The sequence below is a fragment of the Roseomonas sp. GC11 genome, assembly GCF_024437745.1.
GTDB lineage: Bacteria > Pseudomonadota > Alphaproteobacteria > Acetobacterales > Acetobacteraceae > Pseudoroseomonas.
The window spans coordinates 1-14,816 of record NZ_JANFNY010000066.1; the positions used below are offsets into that span (position 1 = coordinate 1).

The 14,816-nt window shown below is 70.4% G+C and carries 16 protein-coding genes; 7 read left to right on the forward strand and 9 right to left on the reverse strand.

Annotation, left to right across the window (positions count from 1 at the left end; genetic code table 11):
• Window positions 1–139 precede the first annotated feature (139 nt).
• Entirely contained in the window at window positions 140–1,369 is a 1,230-nt protein-coding gene (locus tag NON00_RS18220; protein WP_256024023.1) for an aminopeptidase, read from the reverse strand.
• 157 nt (window positions 1,370–1,526) lie between these two features.
• A complete protein-coding gene (locus tag NON00_RS18225; RefSeq protein WP_256024026.1) occupies window positions 1,527–2,324 on the reverse strand; it encodes a S49 family peptidase in 798 nt (265 codons plus the stop codon).
• Between the two features lie 110 nt (window positions 2,325–2,434).
• On the opposite strand from NON00_RS18225, the gene NON00_RS18230 reads away from it, so the two are divergent.
• From NON00_RS18230 to NON00_RS18240, 3 genes are all read left to right on the forward strand, one after another.
• The gene (locus NON00_RS18230) at window positions 2,435–3,544 is read left to right on the forward strand and encodes an S-(hydroxymethyl)glutathione dehydrogenase/class III alcohol dehydrogenase (RefSeq protein ID WP_256024029.1); all 1,110 of its coding nucleotides are present in this window, start codon (window positions 2,435–2,437) and stop codon (window positions 3,542–3,544) included.
• A gap of 78 nt (window positions 3,545–3,622) precedes the next feature.
• Complete coding sequence (locus tag NON00_RS18235; protein ID WP_256024031.1) at window positions 3,623–4,054, forward strand: CoA-binding protein; 432 nt, start codon at window positions 3,623–3,625, stop codon at window positions 4,052–4,054.
• A 167-nt stretch (window positions 4,055–4,221) separates the two neighbouring features.
• On the forward strand, window positions 4,222–4,953 hold the full coding sequence (locus NON00_RS18240; RefSeq protein WP_256024033.1) for a DUF2076 family protein: 732 nt from the start codon (window positions 4,222–4,224) through the stop codon (window positions 4,951–4,953).
• 174 nt (window positions 4,954–5,127) lie between these two features.
• Here NON00_RS18240 and NON00_RS18245 read toward each other — a convergent pair whose 3' ends face one another.
• The 6 genes from NON00_RS18245 to NON00_RS18270 form a co-directional block, all read right to left on the reverse strand.
• Window positions 5,128–5,784, reverse strand: coding sequence for a trimeric intracellular cation channel family protein (locus tag NON00_RS18245; protein WP_256024035.1), 657 nt, complete (start codon window positions 5,782–5,784; stop codon window positions 5,128–5,130).
• Between the two features lie 23 nt (window positions 5,785–5,807).
• A complete protein-coding gene (locus NON00_RS18250) occupies window positions 5,808–7,031 on the reverse strand; it encodes an MFS transporter (RefSeq protein ID WP_256024038.1) in 1,224 nt (407 codons plus the stop codon).
• Between the two features lie 140 nt (window positions 7,032–7,171).
• On the reverse strand, window positions 7,172–8,044 hold the full coding sequence (locus tag NON00_RS18255; protein WP_256024041.1) for a LysR family transcriptional regulator: 873 nt from the start codon (window positions 8,042–8,044) through the stop codon (window positions 7,172–7,174).
• A 99-nt stretch (window positions 8,045–8,143) separates the two neighbouring features.
• On the reverse strand, window positions 8,144–9,268 hold the full coding sequence (locus tag NON00_RS18260) for a pyridoxal-phosphate dependent enzyme (RefSeq protein WP_256024044.1): 1,125 nt from the start codon (window positions 9,266–9,268) through the stop codon (window positions 8,144–8,146).
• A 255-nt stretch (window positions 9,269–9,523) separates the two neighbouring features.
• Window positions 9,524–10,123, reverse strand: coding sequence for a DsbA family protein (locus tag NON00_RS18265; protein ID WP_256024047.1), 600 nt, complete (start codon window positions 10,121–10,123; stop codon window positions 9,524–9,526).
• Window positions 10,124–10,134: 11 nt separating this feature from the next.
• On the reverse strand, window positions 10,135–10,746 hold the full coding sequence (locus NON00_RS18270; RefSeq protein WP_256024049.1) for an NAD(P)-dependent oxidoreductase: 612 nt from the start codon (window positions 10,744–10,746) through the stop codon (window positions 10,135–10,137).
• A 121-nt stretch (window positions 10,747–10,867) separates the two neighbouring features.
• Here NON00_RS18270 and NON00_RS18275 point away from each other — a divergent pair, with 121 nt between their 5' ends.
• From NON00_RS18275 to NON00_RS18285, 3 genes are all read left to right on the forward strand, one after another.
• Complete coding sequence (locus NON00_RS18275) at window positions 10,868–11,245, forward strand: helix-turn-helix domain-containing protein (RefSeq protein ID WP_256024051.1); 378 nt, start codon at window positions 10,868–10,870, stop codon at window positions 11,243–11,245.
• A 102-nt stretch (window positions 11,246–11,347) separates the two neighbouring features.
• On the forward strand, window positions 11,348–11,626 hold the full coding sequence (locus NON00_RS18280) for a hypothetical protein (RefSeq protein ID WP_256024055.1): 279 nt from the start codon (window positions 11,348–11,350) through the stop codon (window positions 11,624–11,626).
• A 68-nt stretch (window positions 11,627–11,694) separates the two neighbouring features.
• On the forward strand, window positions 11,695–13,275 hold the full coding sequence (locus tag NON00_RS18285) for an ABC transporter substrate-binding protein (RefSeq protein ID WP_256024058.1): 1,581 nt from the start codon (window positions 11,695–11,697) through the stop codon (window positions 13,273–13,275).
• A 69-nt stretch (window positions 13,276–13,344) separates the two neighbouring features.
• Here the strand turns inward: NON00_RS18285 and NON00_RS18290 are convergent, their stop codons facing one another.
• Window positions 13,345–13,749 carry a ketosteroid isomerase-related protein gene (locus tag NON00_RS18290; protein WP_256024061.1) on the reverse strand — a complete coding sequence of 135 codons (405 nt, stop codon included), beginning with the start codon at window positions 13,747–13,749 and terminating at the stop codon, window positions 13,345–13,347.
• An 81-nt stretch (window positions 13,750–13,830) separates the two neighbouring features.
• Here NON00_RS18290 and NON00_RS18295 point away from each other — a divergent pair, with 81 nt between their 5' ends.
• The gene (locus tag NON00_RS18295) at window positions 13,831–14,742 is read left to right on the forward strand and encodes a glycine--tRNA ligase subunit alpha (RefSeq protein WP_256024063.1); all 912 of its coding nucleotides are present in this window, start codon (window positions 13,831–13,833) and stop codon (window positions 14,740–14,742) included.
• Window positions 14,743–14,816: the final 74 nt, after the last annotated feature.

Below are 14,816 nucleotides of genomic sequence, written 5' to 3' on the forward strand. Positions count from 1 at the left end.
CCCCCCCCGCCGGGCGGCGGCGCGGGCGGGCCCCCCCCCCCCCCCCCCCCCGGGGGGGGGCGGGCCCCCCCCGGACCCCGCCGCCAGTTAAGCTGTCAGTTTGGCAGGGCGAGGTTGCCGGGGTGGAAATGGCGCCGCGTCAGGCCCACTCGCCCTTGCGCATCACCGGCTCCCGCCCGCCATCGAAGCGGATGCCATCGATATCCACCGCGGCCGAGCCGATCATCCAGTCCACATGGATCAGGCTGGAATTGCCGCCGCGCGCGGCGAAGGCCTCGTCCGTCATGATCTCCGAATCGGTGAAGCACTTCTTGTAGGCCTGGCCGAGGGCGATGTGGCTGGCCGCGTTCTCGTCGAACAGCGTGTTGAAGAACAGTAGCCCGCTCTGCGAGATCGGCGAGGAATGCGGCACCAGCGCCACCTCGCCCAGGCGGCGGGCGCCTTCATCGGTGCCGATCATCTTCTGCAGCACCGCCTCGCCGGCGCTGGCCTGCGCCGCGACGATGCTGCCGCCCTCGAAGCGCACGCGGATGTCGCGGATCAGCGTGCCTTGGTAGGCCAGCGGCTTGGTGGCCGAGACCACGCCCTCCGTCATCCCCGCATGCGGGGTGGTGAAGACCTCCTCCGTCGGGATGTTCGGGTTGCCCACGATGCCATTCGCCGCCTTGGAGGAACCGCCCATCCAGGCATGGCTGTCCGCCAGCCCCACGGTGAGGTCGGTGCCCGGGCCGCTGAAGTGCAGGGCGCGGAAGCGCTTCTCGTTCAGCATCCGCCGGCGCGTCATCAGCGCGGCATTGTGCGCGGCCCAGGCGGCCTTCGGGTCCGCCTCATTGACGCGGGTGCTGGCGTAGAGCGCCTCCCACAGCTTCGCCACCGCCTCCTCTGGCGTGGCCTCGGGGAAGACGGCGCGGGCCCAGGCAGCGGAGGCGAAGGGCACCAGCGTCCAGTTGATGGCGGAAGCGGTGATCAGCTCCAGCGCCGGCCGATAGGCCTGGGAGCGCGCGCGGTTGGCGCGGCCCACCTTCTCCACATCCTGCCCGGCGAGCAGGCTGGGGTCCTCCCCCACCACCGCCAGCCGCGCGGCGCCACCGCGGAAGGCGCTGGCCATGCCCTCGAACATCCAGCCCGGCGCCACGTCGAAGCTGCCATCGGCGGCGAAGCGGTAGCGCGCCAGGGTGCATTCATCATCGGAGAACAGCGTCGTCACCAGCGCGGCGCCGGCCTTGTAGGCATGCTCCGTGATGCGCCGCACCAGGGGCAGCGCCTCCACCGGCGCGGTCATCACCAGCTCCTGACCGGGCTTCAGCCCGCCAAGGCCAACATGGACGGCAATCTCGGCCAGGCGGTCGAGGCGCGGATCAAGCGACATGGGTTTTTCCATATTGAGTTAAATCCTTCTTTTTCTGAAGAAAAAGAAGCAAAAAGACTTTCTTTCAGGCTGCCGCCGTCTCCCGGCACAGCGGGACGCGAAACTGAAAAAAGTTTTTTGGTTCTTTTTTTCAAAAAAAGAACATTTCTTTCTGAAATTACAATCCAATCCGCCCCCAGGCGCTGCGCTCCTCGGCCAGCGCGGCGCCGCCGCGCAGCAGGCGCAGGAACCAGGGCGGGCGCGGCGCGCCGAAGGGGATGACCTGCGCCTTCTCCCCGAAGCGGCGGCGGATCTCGGACTGCGCATCGCCCAGCCGGTCCACGAGGCCGAGCGGCAGGGCCTCCCGCCCCGTCCAGAAGCGGCCATTGAACAATTCGGCATCGGGGGCCGCCAGCAGGCCGCCGCGGCGGCCACGCACCCAGCCCTTGAACTCCTCATGCAGGGCGGAGAGCAAGTCCTGCAACCGCGCCTGCTGCCACGGCTCCACCGGGCGGAAGGGGTCGAGGAAGGATTTCTGTCCGCCCGCCGTGGCCAGCCGCCGCTCGACGCCGAGCTTCTCCGCCAGCCCCTCCAGCCCGAAGCCGGCCGAGATGACGCCGATCGAGCCGACGATGCTCGACGGGTCCGCCACGATCTCATCCGCCGCGCAGGCCAGCCAGTAGCCGCCCGAGGCCGCCGCATCCTCGACGCAGGCGAGGACGGGAACCTTCTTCTCCTCCGCCAGCTGCCGGATTCGCCCGGCGATGAGGCTGGACTGCACCGGCGAGCCGCCGGGCGAGTTCACCACCAGCACCACCCCGGCCAGGCGCTTCAGGGCGAAGGCGCGCTCCAGCACGGGGCCGATGCCCTCGATGTTGAGCCCGCCGGGGCTGGCCCCGCCACCGCGCGCCGCGATCAGGCCGGAAAGCCGCACCAGCGCCACGCGCGGCCGGCGGTCGAGAAAGGGGATTCGCATGGTTGAAAACATGACCACCTTACGCGCGGGAACAAGACATGCGACGAACCCCGGCGCAAAACCGCCGCCGCGCATCGCGGATGATCCTGACGAGCCGAGGAGAATGCCCCATGAAAACCCGCGCCGCCGTCGCCTGGGAGGCCGGCAAGCCCCTCTCGATCGAGACGGTCGACCTCGAAGGCCCGCGTGAGGGCGAGGTCCTGGTGGAGATCAAGGCCACCGGGCTGTGCCACACCGACAAATACACCCTCTCCGGCGCCGATCCGGAAGGCATTTTCCCGAGCATCCTTGGCCATGAGGGCGCGGGCATCGTCGTCGATGTCGGCCCGGGCGTGAAGACGCTGAAAAAGGGCGACCACGTCATTCCGCTCTACACGCCGGAATGCCGGGAATGCGACTACTGCCTCAGCCGCAAGACCAATCTCTGCCAGAAGATCCGCGTCACCCAGGGGCGCGGGCTGATGCCGGACGGCACCAGCCGCTTCTCCTGCGACGGCAAGCCCCTCCACCACTACATGGGCACCTCGACCTTCGCCAACCACACGGTGGTGCCGGAGATCGCCCTGGCCAAAATCCGCGAGGACGCGCCCTTCGATAAGGTCTGCTACATCGGCTGCGGCGTCACCACCGGCCTCGGCGCCGTGCTCTTCACCGCCAAGGTGGAGGCGGGGGCCAATGTCGTGGTCTTCGGCCTCGGCGGCATCGGGCTGAACGTCATCCAGGGCGCGAAGCTGGTCGGCGCCGACATGATCGTCGGCGTGGACATCAATCCGGAGCGCGAGGCCATGGCCCGCAAATTCGGCATGACCCACTTCGTCAACCCGAAGGAGGTGAAGGGCGACCTCGTCGGCCACCTCGTCGAGCTGACGAAGGGCGGCGCGGATTACTCCTTCGAATGCGTCGGCAACACCACGCTGATGCGCCAGGCGCTGGAGTGCTGCCACAAGGGCTGGGGCGTCTCCACCATCATCGGCGTCGCGGCGGCGGGGCAGGAAATTTCCACCCGGCCCTTCCAGCTCGTCACGGGGCGGCGCTGGATCGGCTCCGCCTTCGGCGGTGCCCGCGGCCGCACCGACGTGCCGAAGATCGTCGACTGGTACATGGACGGGAAGATCAATATCGACGACCTGATCACCCACACCATGCCTCTCGAAAAGATCAACGAAGGCTTCGACCTGATGACGCGCGGGGAATCCATCCGCGGCGTTGTCGTTTACTGAGGCAAGGGAAAAGAGCGGGGGAGAAGGAATTCTCCCCCGCGCCCCCTCATCTTTTTCTGTCAGTTTAGGGACAGCGCCATGAGCAGCGACGGGCTTTCGGATGAACAGGTCAGGCAGGTGCTGCTCGGCACGCGGCGCATCGCCGTCGTCGGCGCCTCGGCCAATCCGGCGCGCGCCTCCCACGGCGTCACCGCCTTCCTGCTCGGGCGCGGCTTCGACGTGGTGCCGGTCAACCCCGGCCTCGCCGGGCAGAAGCTTCAGGGGGTGCCTGTCGCCGCCAGCCTGGAGGCGGCCGGGCCTCTCGACATGGTGGACATCTTCCGCCGCAGCGAGGAAGCCGGCAGCGTGGTGGACGAGGCCATCCGCCTCGGCGCCCGCACCGTGTGGATGCAGCTCGGCGTGATCGACGAAGCCGCCGCCGCCCGCGCCCGCGCCGCCGGCCTCACCGCCGTGATGGACCGCTGCCCCATCATCGAATGGGCGCGGCTGGGGCTCTCCAGCGGGGCGTGAGGCAGGCCGGGGGGGGGAATTTCGTGACAAAACATGTCCGAAATTTCATCTGAGCTTGAAACCGGGCCTGGGCTGGGCCAGATGCCCCAGCACGTGCCCCGCCGCACCCTGCGGGTGGGGCGCGCAATGACAACCTGTCTGGGGAAGGCCCCGCCCGGGGATCCGACATGACCGAAGAAGAACGCCGCATCATTACCGCCTTCGTGGAGCGCGTGGCCGGGGTCAGCGCCCCGCAGCCGGCGGCTTCACCCTGGGGTGGCAGCAGCGTGCCGGCCACCCAGTCACGCCCGCCCCTGCCCCCGGTGGACCTGGAGGCGGACCGCCTGCTCAGCGAGCTCTTCGCCCGCTACCCGGAGGCGCGCTACCGCCTGACGCAGACCGCCTTCGTGCAGGAGCACGCGCTGGTCCAGGCGCAGAACCGCATCCAGGAACTGGAGTGGCAACTGGAGAACAGCCAGCGCCAGCTTCAGGCGGCGCAGCAGCAGCCGAGCCGTGGCGGCTTCCTGGGTGGCATGTTCGGCGGCGGCAGCGCCCCGCGCCCGGTGCCGATGGCCCCGCCGCCGCAGCCCATCCAGCCGCCCCAGTATGTGCCGCCGGGCATGATGCAGCAGCGCAGCGGCCCGGGCTTCCTCGGCACCGCGCTGACCACGGCGGCCGGCGTGGCCGGCGGCATGGTGCTGGGCAACATGCTGATGAACGCCTTCAGCGGTGGTGGCGCCGCCGCCGCCGCTGAAGCCGCCAGCGCCGCCGGCAGCTTCGCCCAGGACGCCGTCCCGATGAGCAGCCCCTGGACCGACCCCGGCGCCGCCCAGCAGGACGCCTTCCCGGTGGAGGATGCCTCCAACTACGGCGGCAATGACGCCTATGTGGATGATTCGGGCTTCGAAGACGACGTCTGAGTTCCAGAACGGGCTGCCGCGCCAGCGCGGCGCGGCAGCCTGAGAGAAGCGGTTCTTTTTTGAAAAAAAGAACCAAAAAACTTTTTTCAGTTCAGCATTCGCCTGCACCGGGAGGCAGCACCTCCCTGCACAAGAGTCCCGCCTGGTCGGGAGACGGCGGCAGCCCGGAAAAAATTAGGGATGGTTGGGGTAATCGCGTCCGGGCCGGGGCTTATAGGCCGGCAGGGACCAGCCCCAGCGCAGCGCGGCGGCGCGGATGGCGAAGGCAAGGCCCATGCCGGCCAGGATGGCGGCGCCGCGTTCCAGCCCCGCCTGGGTCAGCGCCACGAAGAGGGCGGCGCCGGCCGCCGCGGCGGTGGCATAGATTTCCTTGCGCAGGATCAGCGGCAATTCGCCACAGATGACATCGCGCAGGGCGCCGCCGAAGGTGGCCGTCATCATGCCGAGCAGGATGGCCGCCCAGGGGCTGGCGCCTTCCGCCAGGGCGGCCTCCGCCCCCAGCACGGCGAAGAGGGCCATGCCCACCGCATCAGCCCAGAGCAGCAGGGCGAAGCGCCGCTCCACCCGGTGCGCCGTGAAAAAGACCAGCAGCGCCACCAGAGCTGCCAGCAGCACCAGCCCCGGCGTGCCCAGCCAGGCGACGGGGCGGCCCAGCAGCAGGTCCCGCACCGTGCCACCGCCAAAGGCCGTGGTGGCGGCGATCAGCACGAAGCCCACCGGGTCCATCTGCTTGCGCGAGGCCACCAGCGCGCCGGACGCGGCGAAGGTGGCGGCCCCGGTCCAGTTCAGCACCTCCAGCAGCACGGCCAGGGCTGGCATGTGGGCAGGCATGTGGGCGGGCCAGGGGAGGGAAATCACTCCGCGGGCTGGGGCGCGGCGGCGGGGCGGGGGGTGCCGCGCGCGCTGCCCATGCAGAGCAGCGAGAGCGCCAGCAGCCCCGCCACCAGCGGCAGCACCCAATGCACCAGCCCGGCATCGAGCAGGAAGCCCACGGGCACCGGCGTCAGCGCCCCGCCCAGCGGCAGGCCGGAGGAGATGAAGCCGAAGACCTTGCCGATCTGCCCCGGCGGCGCGGCGTCCTTCACCATCACGTCGCGCGGGGTGCGGCTGGCGCCGAGGGCGAGGCCTGCGCCGAAGGTCAGCGCCGCCGCGCCCAGGGCCGGCACCGGCAGGAAGCCCAGGGCCAGGATCAGCCCGATGGACACCAGCGTCAGCCCGACGACGAAGGCGCCGTGGCGCTTCGAGCGGTCGGCGAACCAGCCGCCCACCAGCACGCCGCTGGTGGCCCCGGCCATGTAGCCCGTCAGCGCCAGGGAGCCGGCGGCGCCGGGAATGCCCCAGAGCTGTTCCAGCACCGTGATGATGAAGGCCTGGATGCCCGAGCCGGCCATGGAGGAGAGCAGGAAGAAGGCGAAGAACAGCAGCATCTGGCGGCTGAGCAGGGCGCGCACGCCGCCTTCGCCCGCCTTGGCGCGGGGCTTGGGCTGGTCGGAGAGGACGCGGCTTTGCAGCAGGATGGCGCCGACCACCGGCACGCCGAGCAGCCCGACCAGCAGCAGCGCCGCCCGCCAGCCCAGCGGTAGCGCCAGGGCGACGATGATGGGCGGCGCCAGGGCGAAGCCCAGATTGCCGGTGAAGGTGTGCATGGCGAAGGCGCGTCCCATGCGCGCCTTGTCGATGCTGCCGGCGAGGATGGCGTAGTCCGCCGGGTGGATGACGCTGTTGCCGATGCCCGAGAGCACGGCCAGCGCCAGCACCACCCAGTAATTCGGCGCGAAGGCCATGGCGGAGATGGAGAGCGCCATCAGCAGCGTGCCGCCCAGCAGGTAGGGCCGGGCGCCGTGCCGGTCCACCAGGAAGCCGACGGGGGTCTGGAGCACGGCGGTCACCGCGCTCATCAGCGCCACGGAGAGGCCGAGCTCGGCATAGGTGACCCCGAATTCCCCCCGCCACAGCGGAAAGAGCGGCGCGAGGCAGAGCATGTAGAAATGCGACAGGAAATGCCCGGTGCCGATCAGTCCGATGATGCGCCAGTCCTTGCTGGGCGGGGGTGCGGTTTCGGTGCCGACGGGCAGCATGGGCCTTGTCCTCTCCAGGGCCGGCGAGGCTGCGCCCGCGCTCCCGACCCTGTCAAACCCCCCTGACGGATCGCGGGGTCCGGGGTGGCCGTGCCACCCCGGCGGAGGGGTCTGGGGAGGCAGAGCCTCCCCAGAGAGCATCAGCCTGGACTGGCGCCCTCCCAATGCGGTGCCACGCTGTCCCGGATCATCTCGATCAGCGGTTCAACCAGCGGCGTCTGCCCCGTGGCATCGCCGAACAGGGCCATTTCCGCGACGCCGAGCGGCGGCAGCCCGCCATGCTCCACCAGCCCCGCCGGCAGGCCGGAGCGACCGAGCACCGTCACCGCCAGCCCCGCCTGCGCCGCCGCCGCCACGCCGAGCAGGCTGGCCGAGGTATAGACCACCTCGAAGGCCAGCCCGGCGCGGGCCAGGGCGGCCAAAGCGCGGTTGCGGAACATGCAGCCCTGCGGCAGCATCGCCACCGGCAGGGGGCGGCTGGCCGGCGCCTCCCAGCCGGGCGGGGCGACCCAGACGATGGGCTCCGTCCAGATCGGGCGGCCCTCCGTCTCGCCATCGCGCCGCTTGCCCAGCACGAGGTCCAGCGCCCCGCGCTCCTGCGCCGCGCGCAGCTCGTGGCTGCGGCCCACCTCGATCTCCAGCCGCAATTCGGGGAAGCTGCGGGCGAAGCGCGCCAGGATCGGCGCCAGGTTGCGCGGCACGAAATGGTCGGCGACGCCGAGGCGCAGGCGGCCCGTGACCGGCGGCGCCACCAGGCGGCGCACCGCCTCGTCATTCAGCGCCAGCATCCGCCGGGCATAGGCCAGCAGCGTCTCGCCCTCCCGCGTCAGCGCCACGCTGCGGCTGGTGCGGTGGAAGATGCGCTTCTGCAGCACATCCTCCAGCCGCTTCACCTTCAGGCTGACGGCGGATTGCGTCAGGCCCAGCGCGGCGGCGCCAGCGGTGAAGCCGCCACGCTCCGCCACCTGCACGAAGCACCGCAACAGATCGAGGTCGAGGTCGGGGATGCGCATGAGGCCCACATAAAAGCAGAGAAGGCGGGGGAAGGAATTCCCCCGCACCCCCTTCTTTTTTCTGGCAGGCTGCCGCGGGGCCTGGAGGAGGCGGGGGCGCTACAGGGGCGCGCCCGCGAGCTCCGCATGGCGGTGCGTGGCCTTCAGGCCGGAGCCGGTCAGCACCATCACCGTCGTCTCCCCCTCGCGCACGGCGCCGCTTTCCAGCAGGCGGGCGAAGGCGGCGGCGGCCTGGGCACAGGTCGGCTCCACATAAAGGCCGCGCTGGGCGAGGCCGCGCGTGGCGCGGGCGATCTCCGTCTCGCTCAGCAGCACAGCACCGCCCGCGCTCTCGCGCAGGGCGCGCAGCACCTCCCAGCGGCGCAGCGGCTGGGCGATGGCCGTGCCCTCGGCGATGGTCGGCATGGGGTCCGCCGCATCCTCGCCCAGCCATTCGCGGGCGATCGGGCCACAATTCTCCGGCTGCGCGGCGAAGAGGCGCGGCAGCCGGCGGATCTGCCCCGCCCGCAGCAGCTCCCCGAAGCCGATGGCGCAGCCCAGCACGTTCGAGCCGGCGCCGCAGGGGATGATCACATTGTCCGGCGCGCGGAAGCCCAGATCCTCCCACAGCTCATAGGCCAGGGTCTTGGTGCCGTGCAGGAAGAAGGGGTGCCAGTTGTGGCTGGCGTAGAAGAGGCTGGCGGCCTCGGCCACGGCGGCATCGGCGCAATCCTGGCGGGTGCCGGGCACCAGCGTGATCTCGGCCCCCAGGGCGCGGGACTGCACCGTCTTGGCCGGGCTGGTCGAGGCGGGCACCATGATCTTCGCCCGCATGCCCCCCGCCGCCGCATAGGTGGCGATGGCCGCGCCGCCATTACCTGAAGAATCCTCCAGCACCGCCTCCACCCCCTGGTGGCGCAGGAGGGAGAGCATCACCGAGGCGCCGCGGTCCTTGAAGCTGCCGCTCGGCATGAACCATTCGCATTTGAAGCGCACCGGTGCGCCGGCCCATTCGGACTCCAGCAGCGGCGTGCAGCCCTCGCCCAGGCTGATGCGCGAATCCGGCAGGAAGGGCAGGGCGGCGGCATAGCGCCACAGGCTGCGCTCACCGCCCGCGATATCGGCGCGGGTGATGCCGGGCAGGTCGGTCAGCAGCAGCGGCTGCCCCTCCGGCCCGCACCAGCGCGGCTCGGAGAGTGGCCAGGTCTGGCCGGAGCGGGGGTCGAGATAGGCAGGGTGTCGCATGGCGGCACCACCCTGGCGCGGCGGGCGCCGCCGGGCAAGGCCGCGCCATGCCGAGGCCAGAGCCGGAGCCAGAGCCGGGGCCCCGGCATGGCGCGGGGGAGGGGGCGCGGGCCTTGGAGACCGTTTGAGAATGCCGTCGGCGGAGGATCCGCGAGGGATTTTCCGGCCTTGCCAGCCCGCCAACGAAGCAGGGGCGGAAAAGACCCGCGGAACCGACCCACCCGGTCTTCTCAAATGGTCTTCTCAAACGGTCTCTCAGGCCAGGCGGGCGGCGAAGCGCTCCGGCTGGCCGTAGCAATCCTGGTGCTGGACAGGGCCCACCACCCCATCCCGCTCCAGCAGGAAGGTGGGGAAGCCACCGGCGCCGATATGCTCCATCAGCCCGCGCGTGGTGGCGATGTGCCGATCCACCGGCGCGGCGGCGAAGGCCGTGGAAAAAACCGCCTCCGCCACGCCGAGCCCGGCGGCGAGGCGCGCCAGGACGGGCGTTTCCACCACCCGCTGCCCTTCCACGTAATGCGCGCGCTGGATGGCGCGCAGCATCGGCAGGGCCTTCTCCTCCCCCACCGCCAGCAGCGCGGCGATGGTGGGGCGGGAGTGGAAGCGCGCCGCCGGGTCCTGCAACAGCCCCTCCAGATAGGCGGGGCCGAAGGGCTGGCCGGTCAGGGCGGCGATGCGCGCATCCGCCTGGGCGATCATGCTCCGCTTGCCGGGCGGCAGGGCCGTGGGGCTGTCCCACAGCCCGCCGCCATGCAGCCGCACCGTCACCCCCGCGGCCTCGGCCGCCGCCACCAGCGGCGCGGCGGCGTAGCACCAGCCACAGAGCGGGTCATGGATGTAGTGCAGCACGGGCATGGCCGGATTCCTCAGTAGCCGATGGTGAAGCGGCGGCGGCTGTGCTTCGGCTGCTCGATCTCGTCCACCAGGGCGATGGCATAGTCCTCGAAGGAGATGCGGCTGTCACCGGCCTCGTTGACCAGGAGCTGGTCGGTGCCGAGGCGGAAGGTGCCGGTGCGCGCGCCGGGGACGAACCAGGCGGCGGGGGAGAAGAAGGTCCAGTCCAGCGCCGTCTCCTGCTTCAGCCGGTCGAGGAAGGCCCCGCCGGCGCGGGCCTCGTTCAGGTAGGGGGCGGGGAAGCCCGGCGTGTCGAACAGCCGCACGCCCGGCGCCACCTCCAGGCTGCCGGCGCCGCCCACCACGAGGTAGCGCGCCACGCCCGCCTGCTTCACGGCGCTGATCAGCTTCTCCGGGTCGCTGGCCAGGAAGTGCACGCTGCTGACCACCGCGTCATGCCCGCCGAGCAGCGCCGCCAGGGCCGGGACGTCGAACAGGTCGCCCGCGCGGGCGGTGACGCCGGGGAGGCTGGCGATCTTCTCCGGGTTGCGGGCGATGGCGGTGACCGTGTGGCCGCGCGCGGACAGCTCGGCCAGGATACGGCTGCCGGCGTCGCCGGAGGCGCCGATGAGGGCGATGCGCATGCTGTGTTCCTCTGGGATGGTGGTATCTTCTGGGAACCAGATATGCGAAGGCGGGCAGGTGCGGAAGAAGGCACTTTCCGCCTATCTGGTGCCCCCGAGGTAACCGCCCTGGAGACACGCCATGCAGAATGGGGATCTGTTCGACCCCGCTTGCCCGACCCGCCTGGTGCTGGACCGCATCGCCGATAAATGGACGGTGATGCTGCTCGTCCTGCTGCACCGCGAGGGCAGGCTGCGCTTCAACGGGCTGCGGCGGGCGACCGGGATCTCGCAGAAGGTGCTGTCCCAGGCATTGCGGCGGCTGGAGCGGGATGGCTTCGTCAGCCGCCAGGTCTTCGCCAGCGTGCCGGTGACGGTGGAATACGCCATCACCCCGCTCGGCGCCGATCTGGCCCAGGCCCTGGCAACCCTGCGCGACTGGGCCGAAGCCCATATCGGCGCCGTGCTGGCGGCACAGCGGCGCTACGATGCCGAAGCCCAGGCCCTGGCCGCGGAGTGATGGAAAAGCGGTTCTTTTTTGAAAAAAAGAACCAAAAAACTTTTTTCAGTGCAGAGGCCCGCCACGCCAGGAGACGGCAGCACCCCGCAACAGAGCCCCGCTATGCCGGGAGACAGCGGCAGCCTGAAAAAGAGCCCCGCTATGCCGGGAGGCGGCAGCAGCCTGAAAAAGAGCCCCGCTATGCTGGGAGACGGCGGCAGCCTGAAAAAGAGCCCCGCTATGCCGGGAGACGGCGGCAGCCTGAAAAAGAGCCCCGCTATGCCGGGAGACGGCGGCAGCCTGAAAAAGAGCCCCGCTGTGCCGGGAGACGGCGGCAGCCTGAAAAAGAGTCCCGCTGTGCCGGGAGACGGCGGCAGCCTGAAAAAAAACATGGAATGGTGAGGGGGGTGTCATCGGGGCGTCACCGGGCGGGGGGTAAGCGCGGCATGCCGTGACCCGGAGAGACCGCCTTGTCGCTCACCCGCCGTTCTGTCCTGCTTGCCGCCGGGGCCGCCGCCTTGCCGCGCTTTGCCATCGCCCAGGCCGACACGCGCCCGAGCCTGACCATCGCGGTGCAGAAGCTTTCCACCAGTGGCACGCTCGACATCCTCCGCGAGGCCAGCAATGTCGGCACGCGGTGGTATAATCTGTTCTCGGAGCCGCTGATCGAGACGGCCTGGACTGGTGATCTCTCCGCCCGCCCGGGTCTCGCCACCGCCTGGCGGCGCATCGATGAGCGCAGGCTGGAACTGGAGCTGCGCGAGGGCGTGCGCTTCCAGGATGGCCGGCCGATGACGGTGGAGGACGTGGCCTTCACCTTCGGGGCGGAGCGGATGTGGGGGGGCGAGGGCATCCCCGCCGCCGCCGCCCCGCCGCCCGAGGTGGTGGCCAGCGCGCGCGGCATCTTCGGCGGGCTGGAGCGCATCGAGATCGTCAATGCCCGCACCCTGCGCTGGGTGCACCGCCAGGGCGACCTGACGCTGGAAGGGCGGCTGGCGCATCGCGGCGGCTGCATCCTGCCCCGCCACGCCTGGGAGGCGGCGGGCGGCTGGCGCGGTTTCTTCGCCCGCCCCACCGGCACCGGGCCCTACCGCGTGGTGGAGTGGCAGCTGGACCGGCAGCTGGTGCTGGAGGCGTTCGATGGATATTGGGGCGGCCGGCCACCGGTGAAGCGGCTGCGCTTCGTCGAGGTGCCGGAACTGGCCTCGCGGCTGAACGGGCTCTTCGCCGGGGAATATGACTTCGCCTGCGACATCCCGCCGGACCAGATCCCGCTGGTGGAGCGCAACCCCCGCTTCACCGTGATGGGCGGGCCGATCCTGAACCACCGGGTGACGCATCTGGATGCCAGCCACCCGGTGCTGGCCAACCCGCTGGTGCGGCGGGCGCTGACCCACGCGGTTGACCGGCAGGCGATCGTGGACAGCCTCTGGGCCGGGCGGACGGTGGTGCCGCCGGGGCTGCAATTTCCCTTCTTTGGCCCGATGCTGCGGCAGGGCTGGGCAGTGCCGGCCTATGACCCCGCCGAGGCCCGCCGCCTGCTGCGCGAGGCCGGCTACAGGGGCGAGCCGATCCCCTACCGCATGCTGCCCGGCTACTACACCGCCCAGGCGGCGACGGGGCAGATCCAGGCCGAGATGTGGCGGGCCGCCGGGCTGAATGTCGAGATCCAGATGATGGAGAACTGGTCCCAGGTGCTGGCGCGCGGCCCGGGGCGCGGGCTCTACGAGCATTCGGTCAGCGCCTTCTTCAACGACCCGGTGAGCTATGTGGCCGATGTCTACGGCCCGCAGGGCACGCAGCAGCGCGGCGGCTTCTGGCGCAATGCGGAGTTCGACACCCTGCTGCCGGTGCTGGAGACCGCCACCGACATGGCCCGCCGTGCCCGCGCCTGGGCGCGCATGCTGGAGATCCTGGAGCGCGAGGACCCGGCGGTGCACATCCTGCACCAGACGGCCAACTTCACCGCCCTGCGGCGGGGCCTGCGCTGGCGCCCGGCGCAGTCCTTCGTGATGGATTTCCGCGCCGGCAACTTCGCCCTGGCGGAGTGAAGGGGGAGGCGCTCGACCGCTGGCGGGGGCGGGGGACCCCCTCCCCTGCCGGGTGGCGCAAACGGTCTCTCAGCGGCTGACCTGGGCGATCCAGTCCGCCAGGTTGTAGTAATTGGAGACCCGCGCGATGCGCCCGTCCCGGACCTCGAAGAAGGCGCCGGCGGGCAGGATATAGGTCTGGCCGCACGCCGCGGGCAGGCCCTCATCGGTGGCGAGGTAGGTGCCGTGGACGGTGAATTCCGCAGCGGCGCGCCGGCCCTGCTCGCCCACCATCACCACGATGTCCCGCAGCGCCTCGCGGTAATGGGCGTTCATGCGGGCCATGAAGGCGCGGAAGGCCGCGATCCCCACCTCGCGCCCGCCCTGGTTGATGTCATGCGCCACGTCGTCGGAGAGCAGGGCCAGCATGCCCTCCACATCGCCGGCGTTGAAGGCGGCGTAGTAGGAACGGATCAGGGTCTCGGTGGCGGACATTCGGCGAAAGGCCCTTCCTTGCGGGGGGGTGGGTCGGGTCTTATGGTGCGCCGCGCAACACGGCCGCAAGCCCAAGACATCATGACCGAGACGCTGCAGACCACCGGACTCCCCCCCCAGAAGCCCGGGAAGCCCCTCAGCTTCCAGGACATCATCCTGACGCTGCACCGGTTCTGGAGCGCGCAGGGCTGCGTCATCCTGCAGCCCTACGACATGGAAATGGGCGCCGGCACCTTCCACCCGGCGACGACACTGCGCGCCCTGGGCCCGAAGGACTGGAAGGCCGCCTATGTGCAGCCCTCCCGCCGCCCGGCCGATGGCCGCTATGGCGAGAACCCGAATCGCCTCCAGCATTATTACCAGTATCAGGTCATCCTGAAGCCCAGCCCGGCGGACCCGCAGGCGCTGCTGATCGAGAGCTACAAGGCCCTCGGCATCGACCCGGCCCTGCACGATATCCGCTTCGTCGAGGATGACTGGGAGAGCCCGACGCTCGGCGCCTGGGGCCTCGGCTGGGAAGTCTGGTGCGACGGCATGGAGGTGACGCAGTTCACCTATTTCCAGCAGGTCGGCGGCATTCCGGTGGAAAAGCCCTGCGCCGAGCTGACCTATGGGCTGGAGCGGCTGGCCATGTACATCCAGGGCGTCGAGAACGTCTATGACCTGGATTTCAACGGCCAGGGCGTGACCTATGGCGAGGTGTTCCTGCGCGCGGAGAAGGAATTTTCCGCCTATAATTTCGAGCACGCCGATACCGCGCTGCTGTTCCAACACTTCAAGGATGCCGAGGGCGAGTGTGCGGCGCTGGTCGAGAAGAACCTGGCCCTGCCGGCCTATGACCAGTGCATCAAGGCCAGCCACGCCTTCAACCTGCTGGATGCGCGCGGCGCCATCAGCGTGACGGAGCGCGCCGCCTATATCGGCCGCGTCCGCGCCCTGGCCAGGCGCTGCTGCGAGACGTGGCTGGCTCCTGGGCTGGCTCCTGGCGGCTGACCCTCGCTGACCCGAACTGCCATGCTGGCGCCCGAATCCCGCGCCAGCCTCCCTTCCGGCCCTTTCCCCGCAAG